This window comes from Litorilinea aerophila, assembly GCF_006569185.2.
In the GTDB taxonomy this organism is placed as follows: domain Bacteria; phylum Chloroflexota; class Anaerolineae; order Caldilineales; family Caldilineaceae; genus Litorilinea; species Litorilinea aerophila.
Window position 1 is genome coordinate 19,464 of record NZ_VIGC02000042.1, and the last position, 23,474, is coordinate 42,937.

The 23,474-nt window shown below is 63.7% G+C and carries 21 protein-coding genes; 14 read left to right on the forward strand and 7 right to left on the reverse strand.

Features of this window, described 5'->3' with window-relative positions; translation table 11 throughout:
- Nucleotides 1-36: 36 nt before the first annotated feature.
- The 5 genes from FKZ61_RS21915 to FKZ61_RS21935 form a co-directional block, all read right to left on the reverse strand.
- The gene (locus tag FKZ61_RS21915) at nucleotides 37-552 is read right to left on the reverse strand and encodes a Dps family protein (RefSeq protein ID WP_141612285.1); all 516 of its coding nucleotides are present in this window, start codon (nucleotides 550-552) and stop codon (nucleotides 37-39) included.
- A gap of 380 nt (nucleotides 553-932) precedes the next feature.
- The gene (locus tag FKZ61_RS21920; RefSeq protein WP_141612286.1) at nucleotides 933-1,595 is read right to left on the reverse strand and encodes a response regulator; all 663 of its coding nucleotides are present in this window, start codon (nucleotides 1,593-1,595) and stop codon (nucleotides 933-935) included.
- A 14-nt stretch (nucleotides 1,596-1,609) separates the two neighbouring features.
- Nucleotides 1,610-2,770, reverse strand: coding sequence for a hybrid sensor histidine kinase/response regulator (locus FKZ61_RS21925; protein ID WP_141612287.1), 1,161 nt, complete (start codon nucleotides 2,768-2,770; stop codon nucleotides 1,610-1,612).
- Between the two features lie 50 nt (nucleotides 2,771-2,820).
- On the reverse strand, nucleotides 2,821-3,309 hold the full coding sequence (locus FKZ61_RS21930; RefSeq protein ID WP_229964355.1) for a response regulator: 489 nt from the start codon (nucleotides 3,307-3,309) through the stop codon (nucleotides 2,821-2,823).
- A 54-nt stretch (nucleotides 3,310-3,363) separates the two neighbouring features.
- On the reverse strand, nucleotides 3,364-5,412 hold the full coding sequence (locus tag FKZ61_RS21935; protein WP_170200151.1) for a sensor histidine kinase: 2,049 nt from the start codon (nucleotides 5,410-5,412) through the stop codon (nucleotides 3,364-3,366).
- Nucleotides 5,413-6,766: 1,354 nt separating this feature from the next.
- Here FKZ61_RS21935 and FKZ61_RS21940 point away from each other — a divergent pair.
- From FKZ61_RS21940 to FKZ61_RS21970, 7 genes are all read left to right on the forward strand, one after another.
- Complete coding sequence (locus FKZ61_RS21940) at nucleotides 6,767-7,972, forward strand: FAD-dependent monooxygenase (RefSeq protein WP_141612289.1); 1,206 nt, start codon at nucleotides 6,767-6,769, stop codon at nucleotides 7,970-7,972.
- Nucleotides 7,973-8,451: 479 nt separating this feature from the next.
- A complete protein-coding gene (pdxS, locus tag FKZ61_RS21945) occupies nucleotides 8,452-9,369 on the forward strand; it encodes a pyridoxal 5'-phosphate synthase lyase subunit PdxS (RefSeq protein ID WP_141612290.1) in 918 nt (305 codons plus the stop codon).
- Nucleotides 9,370-9,439: 70 nt separating this feature from the next.
- Nucleotides 9,440-10,225, forward strand: coding sequence for a pyridoxal 5'-phosphate synthase glutaminase subunit PdxT (gene pdxT, locus FKZ61_RS21950; RefSeq protein WP_141612291.1), 786 nt, complete (start codon nucleotides 9,440-9,442; stop codon nucleotides 10,223-10,225).
- 364 nt (nucleotides 10,226-10,589) lie between these two features.
- On the forward strand, nucleotides 10,590-11,711 hold the full coding sequence (locus FKZ61_RS21955) for an ABC transporter ATP-binding protein (RefSeq protein WP_141612292.1): 1,122 nt from the start codon (nucleotides 10,590-10,592) through the stop codon (nucleotides 11,709-11,711).
- Between the two features lie 7 nt (nucleotides 11,712-11,718).
- Nucleotides 11,719-12,588, forward strand: a complete 870-nt coding sequence (locus FKZ61_RS21960; RefSeq protein WP_141612293.1) for an ABC transporter permease — start codon at nucleotides 11,719-11,721, stop codon at nucleotides 12,586-12,588.
- Nucleotides 12,585-13,472: an ABC transporter permease gene (locus FKZ61_RS21965; protein WP_229964353.1), complete on the forward strand. Its 888-nt coding sequence runs from the start codon at nucleotides 12,585-12,587 to the stop codon at nucleotides 13,470-13,472. Before FKZ61_RS21960 ends, FKZ61_RS21965 begins: the two co-directional genes overlap by 4 nt.
- 123 nt (nucleotides 13,473-13,595) lie before the next feature.
- A complete protein-coding gene (locus FKZ61_RS21970; RefSeq protein WP_170200155.1) occupies nucleotides 13,596-14,747 on the forward strand; it encodes an ABC transporter substrate-binding protein in 1,152 nt (383 codons plus the stop codon).
- Between the two features lie 130 nt (nucleotides 14,748-14,877).
- On the opposite strand, the gene FKZ61_RS21975 is transcribed toward FKZ61_RS21970, so the two are convergent.
- Both FKZ61_RS21975 and FKZ61_RS21980 read right to left on the reverse strand, forming a co-directional pair.
- Nucleotides 14,878-15,699: a DUF4013 domain-containing protein gene (locus FKZ61_RS21975; RefSeq protein ID WP_141612295.1), complete on the reverse strand. Its 822-nt coding sequence runs from the start codon at nucleotides 15,697-15,699 to the stop codon at nucleotides 14,878-14,880.
- A gap of 138 nt (nucleotides 15,700-15,837) precedes the next feature.
- Nucleotides 15,838-16,701, reverse strand: coding sequence for a biotin--[acetyl-CoA-carboxylase] ligase (locus FKZ61_RS21980; protein ID WP_141612296.1), 864 nt, complete (start codon nucleotides 16,699-16,701; stop codon nucleotides 15,838-15,840).
- A gap of 161 nt (nucleotides 16,702-16,862) precedes the next feature.
- Between FKZ61_RS21980 and FKZ61_RS21985 the strand changes: the two genes are divergently transcribed.
- The 7 genes from FKZ61_RS21985 (at nucleotide 16,863) to FKZ61_RS24360 (ending at nucleotide 23,296) form a co-directional block, all read left to right on the forward strand.
- Nucleotides 16,863-17,267, forward strand: coding sequence for a hypothetical protein (locus FKZ61_RS21985; protein ID WP_141612297.1), 405 nt, complete (start codon nucleotides 16,863-16,865; stop codon nucleotides 17,265-17,267).
- Nucleotides 17,268-17,323: 56 nt separating this feature from the next.
- Nucleotides 17,324-17,848 (forward strand): acyltransferase, encoded by a 525-nt coding sequence (locus tag FKZ61_RS21990; protein WP_326838577.1) that lies wholly within the window; start codon nucleotides 17,324-17,326, stop codon nucleotides 17,846-17,848.
- Between the two features lie 76 nt (nucleotides 17,849-17,924).
- Nucleotides 17,925-18,785 (forward strand): DUF1405 domain-containing protein, encoded by an 861-nt coding sequence (locus tag FKZ61_RS21995; protein ID WP_170200157.1) that lies wholly within the window; start codon nucleotides 17,925-17,927, stop codon nucleotides 18,783-18,785.
- A 257-nt stretch (nucleotides 18,786-19,042) separates the two neighbouring features.
- Nucleotides 19,043-20,539, forward strand: a complete 1,497-nt coding sequence (locus tag FKZ61_RS22000; protein WP_407659968.1) for an acyl-CoA carboxylase subunit beta — start codon at nucleotides 19,043-19,045, stop codon at nucleotides 20,537-20,539.
- A 41-nt stretch (nucleotides 20,540-20,580) separates the two neighbouring features.
- The gene (locus tag FKZ61_RS22005) at nucleotides 20,581-21,156 is read left to right on the forward strand and encodes a hypothetical protein (RefSeq protein WP_141612300.1); all 576 of its coding nucleotides are present in this window, start codon (nucleotides 20,581-20,583) and stop codon (nucleotides 21,154-21,156) included.
- A gap of 137 nt (nucleotides 21,157-21,293) precedes the next feature.
- Nucleotides 21,294-22,805, forward strand: coding sequence for an acetyl-CoA carboxylase biotin carboxylase subunit (gene accC / locus FKZ61_RS22010; protein WP_141612301.1), 1,512 nt, complete (start codon nucleotides 21,294-21,296; stop codon nucleotides 22,803-22,805).
- On the forward strand, nucleotides 22,802-23,296 hold the full coding sequence (locus FKZ61_RS24360; RefSeq protein ID WP_141612302.1) for a biotin/lipoyl-containing protein: 495 nt from the start codon (nucleotides 22,802-22,804) through the stop codon (nucleotides 23,294-23,296). Before accC ends, FKZ61_RS24360 begins: the two co-directional genes overlap by 4 nt.
- The last annotated feature ends 178 nt before the right edge of the window (nucleotides 23,297-23,474 follow it).

The following is a 23,474-nucleotide window of genomic DNA, read 5'->3' on the forward strand; positions in this document are numbered from 1 at the left end:
GGCCGGACGAACCAAGGTTCAACTTTCTGCCAGAATTTATGAGCGGGCGATGGAGCGCAGCATCCAGGCCATCTTCTGGTGCTCCTGGAGCAGGGCGGTCAGCAGATCCGCGGCGCCCTCGTCCTCGTATTCCTCGCTGCAGGTGGTGATGTCCTGGCGCAGGGCTGCAACCACGGCCTCGTGGTCGTCGGCCAGTTCCTGGATGCTGTCGATCTCCAGGAGCTGGACCTCGGTCTTCTCCTGCAGGGTGGCATGGGCCTGAAAGGCCTTCATGCTGCCGATGACCGGCTGGCCATACATGCGGATGCGCTCGGCCACCTGGTCCCCGGCCTGCTTGAGGGCGTTGTACTGTTCCTCCAGCAGTTCGTGGATGCTGTAAAAGGCGGGGCCGACAATGTTCCAGTGGTAGTTCAAGGTCTTGACGTACAGGACCTGGATGTCGGCCAGCACCCGGCTCAAAATCTGGACCACACCTTTGGCCTGATCCGTCTCCATGCCCATGGCTTTCACCACATCTGTACTCTGCAAGCGCTCTTTGGTTTTGGTTGCCATGCGTAACTCCTTAACTCCTTCCCGAAATCCTTCACGGGTTGCAATTGCGTTCAAAACTCTCTATCCTGTCGACCTCATGGCCGACCTGGGCAGGTCGAGACAGCCGTCTACCGTCTACTGACTACCGACTACCGTCCACCAACTGCCTTTCCCTGCTACGCCCCAATCGTACTCCGCCAGACAGCGCGCGGCCACGGTGGAAGCGCCAGTCCGGGGCGGCGAAAGAGGAAGTCGCCCCCTGGCGCGAGCGACAGGGTCCACGGGCGATGGTCAGCTATGAATGTGGGGAAACAGGGGTGGCAGGGTGGGGGGGCCTGGGTGAGGGAACGGGATGGGGGGGCAGGGTGCAGGATACCCGCATCCCGTTCACCCTGCCTGGGTCATTCCTCCAGTTCGTCCCATTCCCGGAGGGCCCAGGCAATGGCCTCGCCCCGGGTAGAGACGTGGAGTTTCTGGTAGATGTTGGTGAGGTGGTAGCGGACAGTGCGCTCGGTGATGTACAACGCTTCGGCGATCTGGTCGTTGGACCATCCTTTGGCCAGGCATCGCAGCACTTCTTCTTCCCGCTCGGTCAACTCGATGGGGTCGTGGCCGCGATTGCTTTCGGTTCGGGCCATGGAGGTGAGCTGGGCGGCGGCCCGCCGGCTGAGCCAGCCTTCCTGGCCCTCGGCCACGCCCCGCACCGCGTCCACGATGGTGTCCAGGGCTTCGTCCTTGGTCAGGTAGCCATAGGCACCCATGGCCAGCAGGCTGCGGATGTATTCCGAGTCGTCGTAGGCGCTGAGGGCCAACACCTTGACCGGCAGACCCCGCTCCTGGATCAGGCGCATCACTTCGGGGCCGCTGCGCCCGGGCATCTCCATGTCCAACAGGACCACGTCCGGGCGCAGGCGTTCGATCAACTCCAGGCCCCGGTCGCCTCGCTCGGCCTCGCCCACGATGCGGATCTCCGGTGCCTGTTCCAGCAACATGCGGATGCCGGAGCGCACTACCGGGTGATCGTCGATGAGGACCACAGAGATGGTCTTGCCTTCAGCCGTCATGACACTTTCTCCCGTCACTGGCTTTCCCGTTTGTTATCGCTTTCGGATCCGGCTGATCCCGGTGCTGGGGAGAGCGGGGCCACCACCAGCACCGCGGTCCCCTGGCCCGGCGCGGAGCGCACCATCAGCCGACCGCCGATGGCCTCGGCCCGTTCCACCGAACCCACCAACCCATAGTGGCCATGGCGGGCCAGTTGCAACCAGGAACTGGGCAGCTGGAAGCCCCGGCCGTTGTCTTCGATCCGCAGGCGCACCCGATTCTGGCGGAAGGATAGGTCGACCTGAACCTGATCGGCCTCTGCATGTTGGGCCACGTTGCTGAGGGCGTTCTGGAAAATGCGGTAGAGGGCGATGCGGGTCTCGTGGGCCAGCGGGCGGTTTTCGTTGGCCAGCCGCAAGGTCACCTGGATGTGGGGGTGACGCCGCTGGAAGGATTGAATGTAGGAGCGGATGGCCTTGTCCAGCCCAAAGGAGGAGAGGGCCGGCGGCCGCAATTCGCCGGTAAGCTGGCGCAGGGAATCGCTCACCTCCTGCAGGGTGTGGAGGATGCTTTCCAGGTGGTCGCGCTGTTCACCGGTCAGCTGGCTGCGCAGCACACCCAGGTGCATGTGTGCGCCCAGCAGGAGCTGCAGGGGGCCGTCGTGAAGTTCCCGGGCCAGGGCCGCCCGCTCCTCCTCCCGGCTGTCCAGCAGGCGCCGCTGCAGCTCGGCCAGCTCTTGTTCCACCCGGCGGCGGTGGACGGCGTAGCGGATGGCCCGCTCCAGGTTCTCGGGCTCCAGGTTGGCCTTGGTGAGGTAATCCACCGCACCCGCGGCCATGGCCGCCAGGTCCACGTCCCGGGCACCCTGGCCGGTGAGCATGATGAAGGGTCCCCGGCTGCCATCTTCCCAGGCTGCCTGCAGCAGCTCCAGCCCCGTGTGGTCGCCCAGATAATAGTCAATCAGGTAGACATCGTGACGATTTTCCCAGATGCATTCCAGCGCAGCGCCATAGTTGTCCACCCATTCCAGCACCGGCCTGGCCCAGCGAAAGTCCCGCAGGTAGTCCTGGATCAGCACGAAGTCATCTTCGTCGTCCTCCACCAGCAGGATGTGGACCGGTTGATCGGTCTCCAGTTCCCGGCCTGGGGGGATCACCTGGGTCTGTTCTTTCCCGTCCATCATGGCGTCCATCATGCTCTATCTTTCACGCCCTCTCTATCCGCTTCCTCGCGCCCTGACAGCCATCACCGGCAGGGTGTTTCGCTGGCCGGCGCATCGGAGCCCCGGGCCGCGCCGTTGGGCAGCTCCACAATTTCGAACCAGTAGCGGCTCAGGGTCTGCATCACTTCGATGAGGGCCTCGAAGGTAACCGGCTTGACGATGAAGGAGTTCACCCCCAGGTCGTAGGTGGAGACGATGTCCTCCTCGGCCTTGGAGGTGGTCAGGACCACCACGGGAATGCGGCGCAGGCAAGGGTCCTGCTTGATCTCCCGCAGGGCTTCCCGTCCGTCCAGGCGCGGCATGTTCAGGTCCAGCAGGATCAGTCCTGGCCGGGGCACATCCTGATCGGCATAGCGGCCCCGGCGGAAGAGGAATTCCAGCAGTTCCTGGCCGTCTTCCACAAAATAGATGTCGTTGATGAGCCGGCTTTCCGCCAGGGCTTCTCGAGTCAGCAGGCGATCGTCCGGGTCGTCCTCGGCGATCAGCAGGGCAATGGGTTTGGGGGTGTACATGCGGTGCACTGGGTTTCACTCCTTCGGCTGAAACAAACCCCAAACGGGGCACAGCTACCCCTGTGAATCCTCTGGCTTCGGCGCCACATTAGGCAGGGTGATCCAGAAGCAGGCCCCCTGGTTTAGACGTCCCTCGGCCCGGATGGTTCCATTGTGCCGTTCCACGATGCGGCGGCAGATGGCCAGCCCCATGCCCGTGCCCTCGAATTGGGCCCGGCCGTGGAGCCGCTGGAACGGCTGAAAGATCTTCTCGGCATAGGCATTGTCGAAGCCGATGCCGTTGTCTTCCACCAGGATGGTTACCGGCTTTTCCGGTGGGTTGCTCCTGGCTTCGTTCGGCGGGGATGTGTCTGCGCTGCTGCCCGGGCCATCCTGGACCAGTCGGATCTGGATGTGGGGCGGAATCTCCGGCCGCCGAAATTTGATGCTGTTGCTGATCAGGTTCTGGAAGAGCTGGCGCATCTGGATGGGGTCCGCCCAGATGGTGGGGAGGGGATCGGCATCGATCCGGGCGCCCGTCTCTTCGATGAGGGCTTCCAGGTCGCCCATCACCTCCCGGACGATGGCGTTCAGGTCCACCTGCACGAAGGGGCGCCCCTGGGTGGTCACCCGGGAGAGGGTGAGGAGATCGTCGATAAGGGTCTGCATGCGCTGGGCTGCGTCCTGCATTCGCCGCAGATAGTCCTGGGAGCGCTCGTCCAGGCGGCCCTGGTTGACCTGCAGCAGGCGGTCGCCGAAGGCCCGAATCTTGCGCAGGGGCTCCTGCAGGTCGTGGGAGGCGATGTAGGCGAAGTCCTGGAGCTCCCGGTTGCTGGCCTCCAGGCGGGCGGCATACCGGCGCAGCTCATCCTCCATCTGCCGGCGCTGGCTGACATCCTCAAAGAGGATGCAGACCTGCTGCTCATCCAGGGGGAAGACCCGGATGTTGAAATGTCCCCGGATGTTGTCTCGCTCGTAGTAGATGTCGCCCAGATCCCGGGGGGTCTGGCTCTGGAGCACCTCCCGGTAGATGCGGGGGAACTCTGTTTCCAGAGAGGAAGGGAGAAATTCATCCAGGCGTTTGCCCAGCCAGTCGGCCAGGCGGACGCCCAGGGTCTCCCCTGCGCTGCGGTTGCCCAGGATGGCCCGAAAGGACCCCAGATCCTCGGGATCCTCCAGGCAGAGGACGAAGACGCCGGTGGGCATGTCGTCCACGATCTGCTGGTAGACCCGGACCTGTTTCTCGGCCTGGATGCGCTGCTCGATCTCTTCCCGAAGCCGCTCATAGCTCTGGCGCAGGGCCACGTGCTGCCGCCGGAGCTCCTGGACCAGGTATGCCTTGTTGGCGGCCAGGCCGGCCACAATCAGCCCGTAGGCCCCGATCTTGCCCAGGTGGGTCCAGTTGAACAGGGGGTCGTAGAGGCTGCCGGACCAGGCCATGTAGAACATTTCGATGGAGGAGTTGATGACCAGGCTCAGCAGGACCCAGTGAAACAGCGGGCCGATGAAGTCGTTGCGCCGGCGATAGAGCAGGGCGAAGGCCAGGGCGAAGAGGAAACCTGCCGCCAGCTCCTGGGGACGATGGAGCGGGCTGAGCATGTTGATGGCTGTGGGCAGGGGAAGCCAGAGAAAAAGCACCAGTACCAGGACCGCCAGGAATCCCAGGATCAGGATCACGAGGGTCTGGGTGTTGCTGGAGGGCTGGCGCTGCGATTGGCGAGGATCGACGGTTTGGAAGACGTCTTCCTCTGTCTCCTTTTCCAGGTAGAGAGCGCCCAGGGCCAGGGTCAACCCCAGGTAGATACGGGAGAGCACCCAGCTCCAGGGGACCAGCTTGGCCACCGACTCCTGGGCCGCCATGGTGAACATGGGCAGGGTGAGCAACACATGGACGCCGTCCAGCAGCGCGGTGCCGAAGAGTCCCACGCCCAGGAAGAGATACTGCCAGGCTGGCCGGCTGCGGTGGTAGATGAGGGCGATGCTGCCGGCCACAAAGGCCAGGGTCAGGGCTGTAACTTCAAAGACAGTGTGGACATACTCGTTGCTAAACCAGGGGACTCGGGCCAGCAGCGGCGCTGCGATCAGGAGTCCCAGGCACCAGTACAGGTAGGTGCGTGGTTTCATGCCCGTTCTCTGCTGCCGGGCCGTGACCGTGATGGCCAAGGATCCTCGCCCCAACGACGCCTCCAAACGGCTCGTAAATCCCAACAAAAAGGCACCGGCAGTTTCCTCTCGAGGCGGGAGCGTCGAATTTCTGCCGGGGTATTTACGCCAGACTGTACTGGCATGGTCCCCTCCTGATTTCGTTTCTTTCTCTCTCTGGCCATTGCGCTGTTGATTGGCCAGATGCTTCAACAACCCGGCGTGCTCTGCGGACGTTCCAGCAGGGCCTCCAGGAGCGTGTCCATGCCTTTTCACCTCTGCCGAACAGACATGGAACACCCTCAACCGACGAGCCCCATGCCCATCTGACGGCAGTATACCACAGCTTTTATATTTTGCTCCTATTGAGAATAAACCCTGGAAGTTTTCTGGGTTTTTGGTAGACAATCTCCTTAATCTGCTCCATAAATGGCTCTGCTGCAAAAGGGTCAAATGAGGGCGCTGACCCACGCAGATGAACGCTGATTCGGGCGATTCTCTCCTGCTTTTCTTTGCGCCTTTGCGTTCAAAAATGCCCTTTTTGCAGGGGGGCATAAATCCAACGCAAAGACGCCAGGGCGCAAAGGCGCAAAGAAATCTGCGTGCGGAAGCCTGCGTGCATCTGCGTCCCGATTTTTGCTCATCAGGTGCGCAGCGTTCCGGGTGTCTGTGGAATACCGATTGCCTGCTCGAGAGGCGTTGGTGTCCGGTATGGAAACCGGACCTGCCATGTCATGCGTGCCATTTCATAAGGCAATCGGTATAATCTGTGGCACTATCTTTGTACTTTGTTTTCAACTACAGCTTCCACGGATGACACCACATCTGGGGATGCTCACGCCGTCCACAGACCACCACCGTGACGCGGAGACGGCATCTCAGCGGTTCATGGGCCTTCATGGCGTCGCGGGCGGATGAAAAATCCGCACGAGCCGTAGGTCACGCATCCTTGCGTGACATGGGTTCCCGTCCCGCCGGGAGCGGATGTCCGGCCAGAAGACCGGACCTACCCATCCGTGCTCATCCGTGTTCCACTTTTTCAGGGGAGGATGCTCCTTCCCCACACGGGCTACCACCGTGACGCGGAGACGGCATCTGAGCGGTTCATGGGCCTTCATGGCGTCGCGGGCGGATGAAAAATCCACACGAGCCGTAGGTCACGCATCCCTGCGTGACATGGGTTCCCGTCCCGCCGGGAGCGGATGTCCGGCCAGGAGACCGGACCTGCCCATCCGTGCTCATCCGTGGAATCCGTGGCTCGCGTCTAATCTGGAAAGGTCGTGCTGTGGATGAAAGCGCGCACAAGGAGGTTTGAGGTTTAATGGGGAGTTGAACCGTGACAAGCCTGGATTTACCGACAGAAAAAGTGGATGTACTCATCGTGGGCGCGGGGCCGGCGGGCACCTCCACGGCCCTGCACCTGCTGCAGGCCAGTCTCCACTGGGCCGACCGGATGGCCCTGGTGGACAAGGCGGTCCATCCCCGTCACAAGCTCTGTGGCGGCGGCGTGACCCCCTTCGGTGTCCAGATTCTGGCCCGCTTGGGGCTGGCTTTCGAGCCGCCCCACCTGCCGGTGACGGAGATTCGCCTGGTCTACGGTCAGCAGCGCTTCGCCCTGCGGGATGAACCCATCCTGCGGGTGGTTCGCCGGGAGGAGTTCGACCACTGGCTGCTGCAGAAGGTGGCCGGGCAGGGCGTGACCGTCCATCAGGGGGAGGCGGTCCACGCCGTGCGCCGGTATCCCACCCATGTGGAGGTGCTCACCGCCCGGCGCCGTTTTGAGGCCCGGGTGCTGGTGGCCGCGGACGGCGCCAACAGCCTGGTGCGTCGGCAGCTTCAACTGGCCCGGCCCGGCCACACCGCCCGCCTGTTGGAGGTGTTGACCCCGGAGGATCCGGCCTCGTGCTTCGAATTCCAGGAGCGGGTGGCTGTCTTCGATTTCTCCCCCATGGCCCACGGCCTCCAGGGCTACTACTGGGACTTCCCCAGCTTCATCCAGGGCCGGGCCTTCATGAACCGGGGTGTGTACGATGCCCGTATCCACGCCCGGCTGGGGCGCGCCTCCCTGCGCCAGCAGCTGACCCGGGCCCTGGCCAGCCGGGGGTGGGAAGGGGCAGCCGAAGGGGTGCAGGGGCATCCAATTCGCTGGTTCGACCCGGGCACCCCCCTTTCCGCACCCCGGGTGCTCTTCGTGGGCGACGCCGCGGGCGTGGATCCCCTCTTCGGCGAGGGCATCGCCTTTGCCCTGGCCTACGGCGACGCTGCAGCCGCCGAGATCCAGGCGGCCTTTGACCGGGCGGACTTTTCCTTTGCCAGCTATCGGCGCCGCCTGTTGGGTCACCCCATCCTGGGGCAACTCCGGCGGCGGGGGCAGCTGGCCCGCCTGCTGTACTGGCTGGCGTGGCGGCCCCGCCTGGCGGCCCTGGCCTGGGCGACCGCGCCGTGGCTGCTGGCGGCCATCGCCCATCTGCGGCCCCGATATGTGCCCATTCGCGACCGCCGCATGGTCCGGCTTTCCCCGGGCCCGGCGTCAGGGGCATGAGGCAGGGCCCGTACGCCTCCCTGGGCATGGGTTCTTTTGTCTCTTCGGATCCTTTGCACTAAAATAAGAACTTGACCTGCCGTCAACGCCGGCTTTCCCCTTTCAACGGCGCCGCATCCCTTGGACATGACCGGCCAGGCGATTACACGGCAGGGTTGTCTCTGGCGGCGATGGCCCACCCCAGGGCCGGGATCGACCAGGGGAGAGGCAGCGGATGTGTCGTACAGCCCGGCGAAATGGATCAACGGATTCTGACGTCGCGCGTGGCGCGCAGGATGTACACACCCGACGGGCCATCCAACGCCTGGGCGCATGTACGCCCCTCGACAGTCCTGGTGAATCCTGGCAGAAATTCGCCGATGGTGCCAACCAGAGGGAATGCCGTCGAATTCCTGCCGCTGGATTGAGGCCAGGCTGTAATTCGCTTTTCTGTCCCATGGGCAATTGCCCATGGGCACGAGTGAAGAATGGAGAGCCAGATGAGCGACGATAAGCGACTGAACGGCAGCAATGGCGCCCAGACCGGCACCTTCGCCGTCAAGGCCGGCCTGGCCCAGATGTTGAAGGGCGGCGTGATCATGGATGTGGTGACCGCGGAGCAGGCCCGCATCGCCGAGGAAGCCGGTGCCTGCGCCGTCATGGCCCTGGAACGGGTACCGGCCGACATCCGCCGGGACGGCGGTGTGGCCCGCATGAGCGATCCCCGCAAGATCAAAGAGATCATGGAAGCAGTCACCATCCCGGTCATGGCCAAGGTCCGCATCGGCCACTTCGTGGAGGCCCAGATCCTGGAAGCCCTGGGGGTGGACTACATCGACGAGAGCGAGGTGCTGACCCCGGCGGACGAGGAGCACCACATCAACAAGCATAAGTTCAAGGTGCCCTTTGTCTGTGGGTGCCGGAACCTGGGCGAGGCCCTGCGTCGCATCGCCGAGGGGGCGGCCATGATCCGGACCAAGGGCGAAGCAGGCACCGGCAACGTGGTGGAGGCCGTGCGCCACGCCCGGGCCGTCATGGGCGAGATCCGCCGCCTGCAGACCATGGACGAGGACGAGTTGTTTGCCTATGCCAAGGAGATCCGGGCGCCCTACGACCTGGTGAAGCAGACCGCGGAGCTGGGACGCCTGCCCGTGGTCAACTTTGCCGCCGGGGGCGTGGCCACGCCGGCCGATGCCGCCCTGATGATGCAGTTGGGCATGGACGGCGTCTTTGTGGGCTCCGGCATCTTCAAGAGCGGGAACCCGGAAAAGCGGGCCCGGGCCATCGTCCAGGCGGTCACCCACTACAACGATCCCCAGATCCTGGCCGAGGTGAGCGAAGACCTGGGCGAGCCCATGGTGGGCATCAACCTGGATACCCTCTCCGAGCAGGAGAAGATGGCCCACCGGGGCTGGTAATCAGGGGCGGCCTGGCCGACAGCAGGTCAGGCCCCATGGGAGCGAATTTTTGAGCTGAAGGCCCATCCCAATGGCTGAGACAGCACCCTTGCGAATCGGCGTCCTGGCCCTCCAGGGCGCCTTTGCGGAACATATCCAGGTCCTGCGTCGATTGGGCGCGGAGGCCGTGGAGGTCCGCAAAGCGGAACAACTGGCCCAACTGGACGGGCTGATCATCCCCGGCGGCGAGAGCACCACCATCGGGCTGATCGCCGCGCGCTGGGGCCTGGTAGAGCCGCTGCGTCGGTGGGTGCAGACGGGGCGGCCCATCTGGGGAACCTGCGCCGGCATGATTCTGCTGGCGGAGCAGGCCACCGGCCAGAAGGCGGGCGGTCAGCCTTTGCTGGGGGGGCTGCGGGTGACCGTGAACCGCAACTTCTTCGGTCGCCAGACGGAAAGCTTCGAGACCCTGTTGCACGTTCCGGCCCTGGGGCCAGAACCCTGCCCGGCGGTCTTCATCCGTGCGCCCGCCATCACTGCGGTGGAGCCCGGCGTGGAGGTGCTGGCCACCCTGGCCGTGGCGCCGTTCCTGCGCCCAGGGTTCCGTCGGCGCGGGGCCGGGGAAGAGGCCGCCGCCGGATCCGAAGGTGCCACCGAAACAGCGCCAAAAACAGAAGAAGCGCCGGCGGAAGTCATCGTGGCCGTGCGGCAGGGCACCATCCTGGCCACGGCTTTCCATCCGGAACTGACCGACGACGTGCGCTGGCATCGCCTCTTCCTGGAGATGGCGGCCCAGTCTGCTGCCAATCCGGTGCCGGCCAATCCATCCATGGCCCCATCGGGCCAGACTGGCGACGGCCAACCCGCCGACCCCTGACTGGTGTGTCGAGCCTGGGGCGATGTCCACAGGGGCATCCTCCCGGGCGGCTGACATTTTTGCCACGCAAGTGGACACCGGTCTGAACAGGTGTAGCGGTGAGGGGGCACGCCAGGGCGTGTCCCCTCTTTATTGTTTGATTGCATGGGAGTGCGTGCATGGGGTGGGCCGATTTTGACAGGCCTCAGAATCAAACGTAAGATGGCCATCTTGGCCTGGGAGGCCCGGAAGCCGGTGGCGTTCCCAACGTCATGGGCACCCTGGGGTAAGACCATTCGTTCCATCATTCATGGTTAGCGGGTGCGCAGTGGCATCCACCCACCGCGCGCCCCGTTAGACAGGTTGGGGGGTGATAGAAGAAAAGATGGCGCAGCAGAGCCCAAGGCCGGCTGTCGAATTGCGAAATCTGGTCAAGCATTTTGTGGATCCCCATGGGGAGATCATCGTGGCCGTCGACCACGTGAACCTCACCATTTACGATGGCGAATTCTTCTCGCTGCTGGGTCCCAGTGGCTGCGGCAAGACGACCATCCTGCGCATGATCGCCGGGCTGGAGCTACCCACCAGCGGCAGTGTCCTCATCCACGGTCGGGAGATGGCCGATCAGCCAGCCTTCCGCCGCCCCGTCAACACCGTATTCCAGCGGTATGCCCTCTTTCCCCACATGACTGTGCGGGAGAACATCGCCTTTGGCCTGCGCATGAAAAAAGTGCCCCGGGAGGAAATTGCCGCCCGGGTGGATGAAGCCCTGCGGCTGGTGCGCCTGGAAAAAATGGGTGACCGGCGGCCGGGGCAGCTCTCCGGCGGCCAGCAGCAGCGGGTAGCCCTGGCCCGAGCCCTGGTCAACAACCCGGAAGTGCTGCTGCTGGATGAACCCCTGGGCGCGTTGGACCTGAAATTGCGCCAGGCCATGCAGGAAGAGCTCAAGCGCATCCAGCAGCAGGTGGGCATCACCTTCATCTACGTGACCCACGATCAGGAAGAAGCCCTGACCATGTCTGACCGCATCGCGGTCATGAACGAGGGCGTGGTGCTCCAGGTGGATCGCCCCTATGACCTCTACGAGGAGCCCAAGACCCGTTTCGTGGCGGACTTCATCGGCGAAACCAACTTTCTGGACGGGGTCATCATCGACAATGACAGCGAGCTGGCCCACGTGCAGCTCAAGAACGGCCAGGTGGCCCACGTGCTCCACGAGGATCAGATCCTGCCCCAGGGCACGCCGGTGACCCTGGCCATTCGGCCGGAGAAGATCTTCCTGGGCGTGGGGACGCCCCCCGATGTGCGCAACGTCTTCAACGGCCGGGTCCGCAACATTGTCTATCTGGGCACCGATACCTATTACGACGTGGCGCTTCCCGGCGATGTGGTGGTCACGGCCCGGCAACAGAACGAGGATTATACCGGCATGGCCGCCACCGTCGCCATCGGCGATCCGGTCTATGTGGCCTGGCGCGCCCACAACGCCAGCCTGTTGACGGAGTAAACCAGCAATGACCACACCCATCCCGTCGGCGGTGCGCAGGCGAGAACGGGTCCTGCTGGCGACCCTGGTCGGCCCTGCCACCTTCTACCTGTTGATCTTTTTCCTGGTGCCCCTGGGTATTGTGTTGACCTACAGCTTTTTGAAACGGGGCGCCTACGGCCAGCTGGTCTGGGAGTTCAACCTGCTCAACTATGTGCGGGTCGCCGATCCCCTGTACCTGAGCATTCTGGGGCGGAGCGCCTTCCTGGCCCTGGCCAATACCCTGCTCTGCCTGGTCATCGGCTACCCCTTCGCCTACTACATCGTCCGCCAGGAGCGGGCCAGCGTGCGCAACTTTCTGCTGGTGCTGGTTATGGTCCCCTTCTGGACCAACTTCCTCATCCGCACCTACGCCTGGCGGGTGATTCTGGGCAACGATGGCCCCATCAACACCCTCTTGCTCTCCCTGGGCCTCATCGACACCCCGCTGCAGCTCCTGTTCAACGACGGGGCTGTGCTGGTGGGCCTGGTCTACGGCTACCTGCCCTTCATGATCTTGCCCCTGTACGCGGCCATCGAGCGGATCGACTTCAGCCTCATCGAAGCAGCCCACGACCTGTACGCCAGCGGCTGGCAGGCCTTTCGCACGGTGCTGCTCCCCTTGAGCATGCCAGGGGTCATCGCCGGCAGCATCCTGGTCTTCATCCCCAGCCTGGGCGCCTTCGTCACCCCGGACCTGTTGGGCGGCGCCAAGACGGTGATGATTGGCAATTTGATCCAGAGCCAGTTCCTCACCGTGCGGGATTGGCCCTTCGGCTCCGCGCTCAGCATGGTCCTCATGGCTTTGGTACTGGTCGCCACCCTGATCTATTTCCGCAAAGGAGGGAAGACCCTTTGACCACCACCCCTTCTGTGCTGACTGCCCGGCGGGTCGCCGCCCGGGAGCGGGTTCCCATCCAAAAACGTCCCCGTAGCCTCACCGACAGGCTCCTGGCTGCCAATGCCTGGCTAGTCTTTTTGTTCTTCTACTTGCCGGTGCTGGTCCTGATTCTGTTCAGTTTTAACGATGGCCGGCTCCTCAGCCATTGGACCGGTTTCAGCCTGCGCTGGTATGGGAAGCTCTTGCACAACGAGGCCATCGTGATGGCTTTGCGCAACAGCCTCATCGTGGCGGGCTGCAGCACGGTCATCAGTACGGTGCTGGGGACGCTGATCGCCCTGGGGATGGAGCGTTTCCAGTTCCGGGGGAAGACGGGCGTGGACAGCCTGCTCTACCTGCCCATCATCATCCCCGACATCGCCATGGCCGTGATGCTGCTGTTGTTCTTCGTGCAGGCCGGCCATCTGCTGGGCTGGCTGGGGATGCGCTTTTCCCTGGGGCTGGAGACCATCATCCTGGCCCACGTGGCCTTCAACATCAGCTTTGTGGCGGTGATCGTCCGGGCCCGGCTGGCCGGGTTTGACCACGCCCTGGAAGAGGCCGCCCAGGACCTCTACGCCAACGAATGGCAGACCTTTCGTCATGTGACCCTGCCCCTGATCGCGCCGGGCATTTTGGGCGGCGCGCTGCTGGCCTTCACCCTGAGCCTGGACGATTTTGTCATCACCTTTTTCACCAGCGGCCCGGGCAGCACCACCCTGCCCCTGCGCATCTACAGCATGGTGAAGACCGGCGTCACGCCCGAGATCAATGCCCTGAGCACCCTCATGATCCTGGCCTCCATGATCCTGGTGGTGGCCTCCCTCCTGGTGCAGCGCCGGGGCGGCGACTGGCACCGTTGAAAGGGGCCGAGGTCAGCGGGCGCGGGGGATTTCCAGAGAAATCTGGCAAAATCTCTGTTCATCAGTGAAATCTGTGGTTTCTTCAGTGGAGTCTTCAATCGGTGCAAAAGGAGTGGAATGTCCATGAAAGAGAGAGCTATTTCCCTGGCCGTGTGCCTGGCGGCCCTCCTGCTGATGGCGGCCTGTGTCCAGAGCCCCGCCCAGGAACCGGCCCCTGCCGCCGGCGCCGACAGTGGCACTGAACAGGCCGCCCCGGCGGAAATCAGCGGCCGCTGTGGCGATCCCAGCCGGCTGAGCGAGCGGGTGTACTTCTACAATTGGACGGATTACATCGATCCAGAAATCCTCACCCGCTTTGAGGAAGAATGTGGCGTGGAGGTGGTCTACGACACCTACGCCAGCAACGAGGATCTGCTGGCCAAGCTCCAGGCAGGCGCATCTGGCTATGACCTCATCGTGCCCAGCGACTACATGGTGACCACCATGCGGGAGCTGGACATGTTGCGGGAGCTGGATCATGCCAACATCCCCAACCTGGCCAATCTCTACCCCCGGTTTACCGAAGCCCCCTATGACCCCGGCAACGTCTATTCGGTTCCCTACCAGTGGGGGACCACCGGCATCGGCTACAACCTGGACGAGGTGGGGACGGAGCCGGACAGCTGGGCCTATCTCTTCGATCCAGAGCAGGCCGCCCAATACGCGGGGCGCATCTCCCTGTTGAATGACCCCCGGGAACTCATCGGCGCCGTGTTGAAGTACCTGGGCTACAGCGCCAACAGCACCGACCCCGATGAGCTGGAACAGGCCAAGGCCGTGCTCCTGGCGGTCAAGCCCTACGTGGCCACCTTCGACAGCGAGTCCTTCGAGGATCTGCTGGCCAGCGGCGACGTGGTGATCGGCCACGGTTGGAGCGGCGACTACTTCCGGGTCATCTATGAGAATCCGGATATGAACCTGGGCTACATCATTCCCCAGGAGGGGGGCATCATCTGGACGGACAACCTGGCCATTCCCAAGACAGCCCCCAACCCCTACACGGCCGAGGTGTTGATCAACTACCTCCTGGATCCCGAGATCGGCGGCATGCTGACCAACTTCACCTACTACGCCAGCCCCAACCAGGCTGCCGAGCCCTACATCCTGGACGAAATCAAGGAAGATCCCGGCATCTATCCCGCTGCTGAGACGCTGGACCGCATGGAGTTTCTGCGGGACCTGGGTGAGGGGACCCTGCTGTGGGACCGGATCTGGACGGAGGTGAAGGCCCAGTAGGCACCCGCGCGAGCCAGTGCTGCGCTGGCTGGCAAAGTCACGAGGGGGGCTCCGTGCAGGCCTGCACGGAGCCCCCCTCGTTTTGTTGTTCCTTGTTGTTGTTTCTCGTCGTTGGCGTTGCCTGGGTCGGTCAGGCGTTCGGAACGGTGGGCGGCGTGGGCGGTTCGTCCCCGGCGCCTTCATCTTCAGCCGGGGCAGGGCTCTCCTCCTGGGCGGTCGGGGATCCGTAGGGCGCATAGGACGTATAGGACGCCGCTGTCGCCGGGAAGGGATAGGCATGGGCCAGCTGGCCGAAGAGGTGATACTCGAACAGGTAGGTGACCAGGGTTCCCAGGGGGACGGTCACCACCAGGCCCACCAGACAGAGCAGGGTGCCCACGATCCCGGCCACCAGGCTGATCAGGATGCTGGCCACCAGGTAGACCAGGGCCACCACGATGATCTGGCCGATGTGCTCCACCGTCCACTCCCAGATCTCCCGGAACTGCAGGCCGCTGCGGATCTCCTCATCCGTGGCGAAGGCGATGGAGAAGCCGGGAGCCATCACCGCCAGGAAGAGGCCGTAGAGCACCATCAGGCAGCTCCCACAGAGCGCCAGGGTCGTGCCGATGAATTCGGCTGCGCCGCGGCTGTCGGCCATGGCGCCGCCGATGACCACCGGGATCCAGAAGAGCACCAGGGGCAAAGACCAGACCAACGCCACCACGAAGAGTTTGAATCCCCGCATCAAGTCGTCGCCCCACTGATCCCACTCGGGCAGAGGGTGGGGCGCGCCGTCGCGTACGTTCTGCATCAGCCGCACGCCGTAGCCCATGACAATGAAGAAACCCAACACACCGATCAGGACGATGGAGAGGATGGAGCTCAGGAGGATGATGCCGGTGCCGATGGCAATCTTTTCCTGCCAGCGTTCGTCTTCGGTAATGAAGGTCAGGGCCTTGCCGTAATCCATGATGCCTCCTCAATGGACGTGATAATCGAGAACAGAGCGTTCATTGTCAGCGATTGTAACATACCCCCCAGGGGCCAGCAATCAGTGGGACGCAAAATATGATACGCAGCCCGGGCTCCAGGGTTTCAGGCTGCCGGTCTATTTCTCCGCGCGCCGGATAGAGACATCCCCGGCGCTGAAGGTATGCCGTTGGCCTGTCCAGTCCATCACCACCAGTTCTCCCTGGGGGGTCACCCCGACGGCCTGCCCCACCAGGGTGGGCTCCTGGTCCAGCCCCCGGGTGTAGACGCCCACGGTCTGGCCCAGGGTGACCAGCCGTTCCTGCCAGGCCTGGAACACTGCCGCCGGTTCATCCATCAGGCGGGCGGCCAATACCTGGCAGAGCCCGATCAGGAGATCCGTGCGGTCCACCACCCGGCCCAGGGCCAGGCGGATGGAGGCAGGCTCGGGCGTGGGCGGGGCGACCGGGGGCAGTTCGTGGCGGGCCTGATTGACGTTGATGCCCATCCCCAGCACTGCGTAGTGGAGCTCCCCCTGCTGGAAGGCGGTTTCAATCAAGATGCCGGCCACTTTGCCGGCCTGGGCACCCTCTGCCCCCAGCAGTACGTCATTGGGCCACTTGAGCCAGACCTGGGAGGCCAGCCTGGGATCCAGGCCGGCGATGGCTTCCAACACAGCCAGCCCTGCCACCATGGGCAATTGGGCCGGCGGCAGCCGCAGGTGCGCCTCCTTGAGGATGACGCTGACCAGCAGAGCCGTCCCCGGCGGCGTCTCCCAGCGACGTTCTCCCCGGCCGCGGCCGGCCGTCTGTTCGTCGGTCACCACCAGGGTTCCGCTGGCGGTAGCCGGTTGCCTGGCCAGCTCGTGGGCAATGGGCATGGTGCTGGGGACGCTGGCCTGGTAGTGGATGGTGTGGCCGATGGGGCTCTGCCCCAGGACCTGCCGGAGTTTGGCCAGATCCAGGGGCGGCAAGGTGGATTGGGATACACGAGATTGGGACATGGGTTGCTCGTATGGGCTGGGCGCTTGTATGGCCCTGGTCGATCGTGTAGAATGGGCGCACCGAACTCGACGGCCCCGGGGGAGTGCCCCGGCCTGTGGAGGCCGTCGGCTCTGGCAATCCACCGCCACGTGAGGGCCTGAATGGCCGCGTGAATGACGACTTGAATGACGAACCGTTCGACCCGTACCCTGTTGACGATCGGGTGGCAGATCTGGAACCGACCGTGCCCATGGCGCTGTGGGAGCTGGAAGAGGAGCTGGCCCCGGCGCCGTCCCTGCTGGTGGTCCTGGGCAGTGCCCTGGCCGGCATTGCCGGCGGCGTCCTGAGCCTCTATGTGGTGTATGGACTCTTCCGCTGGCCCATCGAGCTGAGTGTGGGCGCGGCAACCTTTGCGCTGCTGATGGCGTTGCTGATCAGTGGCGTGATTCTCTCGGCCCTGGTGGACAGCCGGGCCCTGGCTGCCAATTTGCTCTTCAGCTGTAGCCTGGTGGTTGCCGTCTTGCTCTTTTTTACCTGCTGCATCCTGGCCGGCGCCCTGGCTGCCGTCCTGTTACTCGCCTGGTGAGCCGGCCGGGCATCGGCGACCTCTGTGGCCAGGAGGGTCCGCACAAAGGAGCGCCTGTGTCTGACGAGCTGAACCAACCCGGCCCCCTGCCTGCGTCCGACCGGCGGGCCCGCCTCACCATCACCGCCACGCCGGACGAGCGCAACAGCCTTGTCCTCTGGCATCGCCACGTCTCGCCCTGGCGGGTCCTCCGCAACGGTTTCATCATCGTCCTGTCATATCACATGCCCAGCCTGGCCGTCAAACGGTGGCTCTATCGCCGGCTGGGAATGCAGGTGGGGCGTCACGTGAGTTTCGCCTGGCAGGTGACCCCGGATTTGTTCTATCCGGAACTGATTCGTGTGGGCGATAACACCATCATCGGCTATAATACGACCATCCTGGCCCATGAATATCTGCGGGCGGAATGGCGGACGGGGCCGGTGGTGATCGGCGCCAACGTGACCATCGGCGCCAATTGCACCATCTTGCCTGGCGTCATCATCGGGGACGGCGCGGTGGTCAGCGCCATGAGCCTGGTGAACAAGGATGTGCCGCCCGGGGCCATCGTGGGCGGTGTGCCCATCCGGCGGCTTCGATAGGGGTCTGCCGCCGACAGCCGGCAGGCGCTCTGTACGATGGCGCGCGGATGGGGGCGAACGCGAAAGGAGGGCATCCATGTGGAGTCGCACCTGGTGGCAGGGTCAGATCGCCTGGCTGCACAGCCTGATCGCGCGGCCCGAGCTGCTGACGCTGTTCCTGGTCATCGATGTGGCGGCCTACTTCGGCGGCCTGCTCTACTGGTATGGCTACGTGATGGCGGATCCAACCACGCCGCTGTGGGTATGGCCCTTCATCCCGGACTGTCCCCTCTTCGGGCTGCTGGGTGGGATTGGGCTGCTCATGGCCACAGCCCATACCCGCTGGTCGCCTGGGGCTCGGGTTCGGGCCAGCCGAACCCTCTGGGTGGCTGCGGGCGTCTCTGTCGGTATCTGGCTGAGCACCTACCTGCCCGGCGCGCCGGTGGGCTGGCAGCAACAGGCGGCCATGTTTGGGGTGTGGAGCTGGAGCCTTCTGGTGGCGGCGCTGACCTTCCGGCAGGCACCCGTCTGGCTGTTGAGCCTCTTCGCCTTTGGGCAGATCAAATATGGCGTGTGGACGGTCACGGCCTGGCTGGTCTTCTGGCGCAACACCGGGCTGGTCTACGGCGCCCCCCTGTTCACCTTCGACAGTGTCTTCATGACCCTGACCCACCTGGGCCTGATTGCCCAGGGTGTGGTGCTGCTCACCTATTTCCGCCCAAACCTGCGCGCGGCGGCCATCGCCTTCCTCTGGTTCGCCCTGAGCGACTTCGTGGACTATGGCCTGGGCTACTATCCGGCCATCCCCGAGCAGTTTATTCCGCTGCCCATCATGCAGTGGAGCACAGTGGCCATGACCGGCCTGCTGAGCGCCCTCTTGGTGTGGCTGGCGCGCCGCCCGGTTGAGGATCCGTTGGGCGGGATGGAGCACGCAGGCGCATCTCAACCCATCGGATGACAACTTGGGCGCCATTTTGGTGTTATACATTCTTGCAGGGGCATGCGGGCTGCCCATGGGAGGCTGTCCCAGGCGCGGCGGGCCCCTGCCCGTGGGAGGGAGCACGGACTCCTGGATGAACCATGCGTGATGATCTGAAAGACGATTTGTACGGGACGCGACCACCGTCATCTAGAGCAGAAAGAAGAGATTCATTGACTCAAGAAGCCATCAATCCAAAGATTCAAGAGCTGCGTGAACGCAAAGCGGCGGCCAAAATGGGAGGTGGCGAAGAGCGGATCGCTCGCCAGCATGCCAAAGGGCGGATGACGGCCCGGGAACGGCTTGAACTGCTGTTGGACAAGGGCAGCTTCCGCGAGCTGGACGTCTTCGTTACCCACAACTGCAATGATTTTGGCCTGGCCGACCAGAAGATCCCCGGCGATGGGGTGGTGACCGGCTACGGCACCATCAACGGCCGCCTGGTCTTCGTCTATTCCCAGGACTTCACCGTCTTCGGCGGGAGCGTCAGCCGCAGCCATGCCGCCAAGATCTGCAAGGTGATGGACATGGCCATGCGCAACGGCGCGCCCATCATCGGCCTGAACGATTCCGGCGGCGCCCGCATCCAAGAGGGGGTCTTCAGCCTGGCCGGCTACGCGGAGATCTTCTACCGCAACGTCATCGCCTCGGGTGTGGTGCCCCAGATCAGCGTGATCATGGGGCCGTGCGCCGGCGGCGCAGTCTACAGCCCCGCCATCACCGACTTCGTGATCATGGTCAAGGACACCAGCCACATGTTCGTGACCGGGCCGGACGTCATCAAGACGGTCACCCATGAAGACGTCACCTTCGAGGAGCTGGGAGGCGCCTTCGTCCACTCCACCAAGTCGGGCGTGGCCCACTTTGCCGCCGAAAATGAGGAAGATGCCCTCTTCCTGGTCCAGCAGCTGGTCAGCTACCTGCCGGACAACAACATGGAGGACCCCCAGGTGATGGCGTCCCAGGACGACCCCCTGCGCCAGGATCCGGAGCTGGACACCATCGTGCCGGACAACCCCAACCGGCCCTACGACATGAAGGTCATTATCAAGCACATCGTGGACGACGGCCAGTTCCTGGAGGTCCACGAACATTGGGCTATGAATATCATCGTCGGCTTTGCCCGGCTGGGCGGCCGTTCGGTGGGCATCGTGGCCCAGCAGCCGGCCGTGCTGGCGGGCGTGCTGGATGTGGACGCCAGCCAGAAGGCGGCCCGTTTCGTTCGCTTCTGCGACGCCTTCAACATTCCACTGATCGTTCTGGAAGATGTACCCGGCTTCATGCCTGGCCTGAACCAGGAGCACGGCGGCATCATCCGCCACGGTGCCAAGCTGCTCTATGCCTTCGCCGAGGCCACGGTGCCCAAGCTCACCGTGATCGTGCGCAAGGCCTACGGCGGCGCCTACTGCGTCATGAACCCCCGTCACATCGGGGCCGATCTGGTCCTGGCCTGGCCCAGCGCCGAGATCGCGGTCATGGGGCCGGACGGTGCCGTCAACGTCATCTTTCGGCGGGAACTGGCCCAGGCTGAAGATCCGGTGGCCCGCAAGAACGAGCTGGTGGAGGAATACCGCCAGCGCTTTGCCAACCCCTACGTGGCGGCGTCGGCCGGCTTCATCGACAACGTCATCGAGCCCCACGAAACCCGTCCCCGGCTCATCAATGCGCTGGAGATGTTGCAGAACAAGCATGGCAGCCTCCCGCCCAAAAAGCACGGCAACATCCCCCTGTAGACGGCGTGGGCGCTACGAGACATTCGTCAAGAGGCACCTGTATGGCACTGACCGAGATCGAGTTCGAACTGTCGGCCCAGCAACTGGCCCTGATGGACTATCCCCCCCTGGCCCAGGGGCAGCCCCTCTCCGTGCAACTGGATGCGGGGTTGCTTCTGCCGGATCCGGGGAGCGAATCCTGGTTTACGGTCCAGAAAGAGGCCTGGCCGTCCTGCTTCATCCAGGTGGGCCGGGCCACCTATGCCTTCAGCGGGCAGATCCTGGAGGCGGAGCTGGAGAAGCAGGATGGGATGGAAACGGCTACTCTGTTGGTGCAGTGCGGTGAGGTGCCCCTGCGGGTCACCTGCGGTCCCGGCCGGGATGGACGCCTGCCCGAGGGGACCTGGGAGACCCGATACCTGGCCGGCGTGAGCCGGGTGCACGGCCTGGTGGAGGATGACTACGCGGTGCCCATCGGGCGGCCCGTCGGGGTGACCATCTGGCAGTTTCGGCGTTTGCGGCTGCAGCCGGGTGATCCCCTCTTCGGCCAGTGGCATGTGAGCGAGACGTTGCCGCCGTCGCCTCTGGGCGTCGACCGACTGGTGGTGGAGGCCCGACTGCACCGGCCCAGGCTGTAGGGCTACCGGTTAAACGCTCATCGATCCCATGGGTGGTTGATGGGCCCAGGCTGAAAAGTCACAGGCTGAAAAGTCACAGGGGGCGCTGTTCCTGGCTGTGGCTTTTTCCATGTTTTTTGTGGTGATTGGAAAAACGCATGTTCAAAAAGGTATTAGTTGCCAATCGCGGCGAAATCGCCGTGCGTGTGTTGCGGGCATGCGAAGAGCGGGGTATCCCGACGGTGGCGGTCTTCTCCGAGGTGGATCGCTCGGCCCTGCACGTTCGCTATGCCGATGAAGCATACTGCATTGGCCCCGCGCCCAGTCGAGATAGCTATCTGCGCATCGATAAGATCATCGACGTGGCCCGCAAGGCAGGCGTGGACGCCATCCATCCTGGCTATGGGTTTCTGTCGGAAAACGCGGCCTTTGCCGCGGCCTGTGCCGATGCCGGCATCACCTTCATCGGTCCGCCGCCGGACGCCATCGAGCGGATGGGGGACAAGGTGGTGGCCCGGCAAACGGTGGCCCGGCACGGCGTACCCCTGGTGCCGGGCTCTCCGCCCGGCCTGCGGGATGAAGAGCTGATTGCCTTTGCCAAAACCATCGGCTTCCCGGTCATGATCAAGGCCAGTGCCGGGGGCGGTGGCAAAGGGATGCGCGCCGTCCAGGAGCCGGAGCAGTTGCCCGACATGTTGGCTGCGGCGCGACGGGAAGCGGCCAGCGCCTTCGGCAACGATGAAGTCTACATCGAGAAGTTGATTCCCAACGCGCGCCACATCGAAATCCAGATCCTGGCCGACAGCCACGGCAACATCATTCACCTGGGCGAGCGGGAATGCAGCATCCAGCGCCGCCATCAGAAGCTGATCGAAGAGGCCCCCAGCGTGGCCGTAGAGGAAAACCTGCGCCAGGAGATGGGGCGGGTGGCCATTGCCGCGGCGGAAGCCGTCAACTACGTCAACGCCGGGACAGTGGAGTTCCTGTTCGACAGCCGGGACAACCGGTACTACTTCCTGGAGATGAATACTCGTCTCCAGGTGGAACATCCGGTGACCGAGTTTGTGACGGGGATCGACATTGTCAAAGAGCAGATCGCCATTGCGGCCGGTCGGCGCATGCGGTATCGCCAGGAAGACATCACCCCCAAAGGGTGGGCCATCGAATGCCGCATCACGGCGGAAGATCCCTTTAACAACTTTTTGCCCAGCACCGGCACGGTGACCTTTCTGCAGGAACCCACCGGCCCAGGGGTGCGGGTGGAGAGTGCCCTGTACCGGGGCTTTGAGGTGACCCTCTACTACGATCCCATGGTCGCCAAGCTGGTCGTCTGGGGAGAGACCCGGGCCGAGGCGATCTTGCGGATGCGGAGGGCGCTCAACGAATATCGCATCGGTGGCATCAAAACTTCAATCCCGTTCCATCAGTCCATTATGGACAACACGGAGTTTATCTGGGGAACCTTCGACACCGGTTTTCTGGATCGTCTGCGACTCAACCGGGAGATGAGGCGGGCCAAGGAATACGAAAAGATAGCCGCCGTGGCCGCTGCGCTGGTGGCCCACGAAGAGGGCCGCAAGGCTGTGCACATTGGAAACGCACAGGCCGACAGTCGTCGAAATCTGTGGAAGCAGGCCGGGCGCATTCGGGCGGTGAGGGGGCTGTGGTGAAATATTACGCACGAGTTGGACAGACAGAATACGAAATCGAGATCGATGGAGACGCCGTTTATGTGGACGGCGAACGGCTGGAAGTGGACCTGCGCCAGAGCGGCGTCCCCGAGCTATACAGCATGCTGTTTAATGCCCGCAGTTATGAGCTCCTGATTGAGCCTGAGCGGTTCAACTATCGGATCTCCCTGCGGGGCGAGCATTTCGATGTGCAGGTGGAAGATGAACGGACCCGGCGGCTGAACGCCGGGCGCAAGACGCTGGCCTTGCCTGAAGGGGAACTGGCGGTGACGGCGCCGATCCCGGGTCTGGTGGTTAAGGTCCTGGTCGCTCCTGGGGATGCCATCGAGGAAGAGCAGCCCCTGGTGATCCTGGAAGCCATGAAAATGGAGAATGAAATCCGCGCTGTCCGGTCCGGCGTCGTCAAAAAGGTGGAGGTCGCCCCAGGCCAGCGGGTGGAACAAAATGGGCTGCTGTTGACCCTGGAATAGGCTTCAACCACTGGGGAGGACACCGGATCGGACTTTAAGCGATTTGAGCGGGTTTTGGATTTGGGGGTGGGGTGGGGGATGTGGTAAATTAGGGACTTGTGTCTGGGCGTGAGGGCGTCCAGGCAGGAGCGCACGTTAAGACAGGAGAGCAAGGCAGGAGGAGTACCCGGGGCGCACC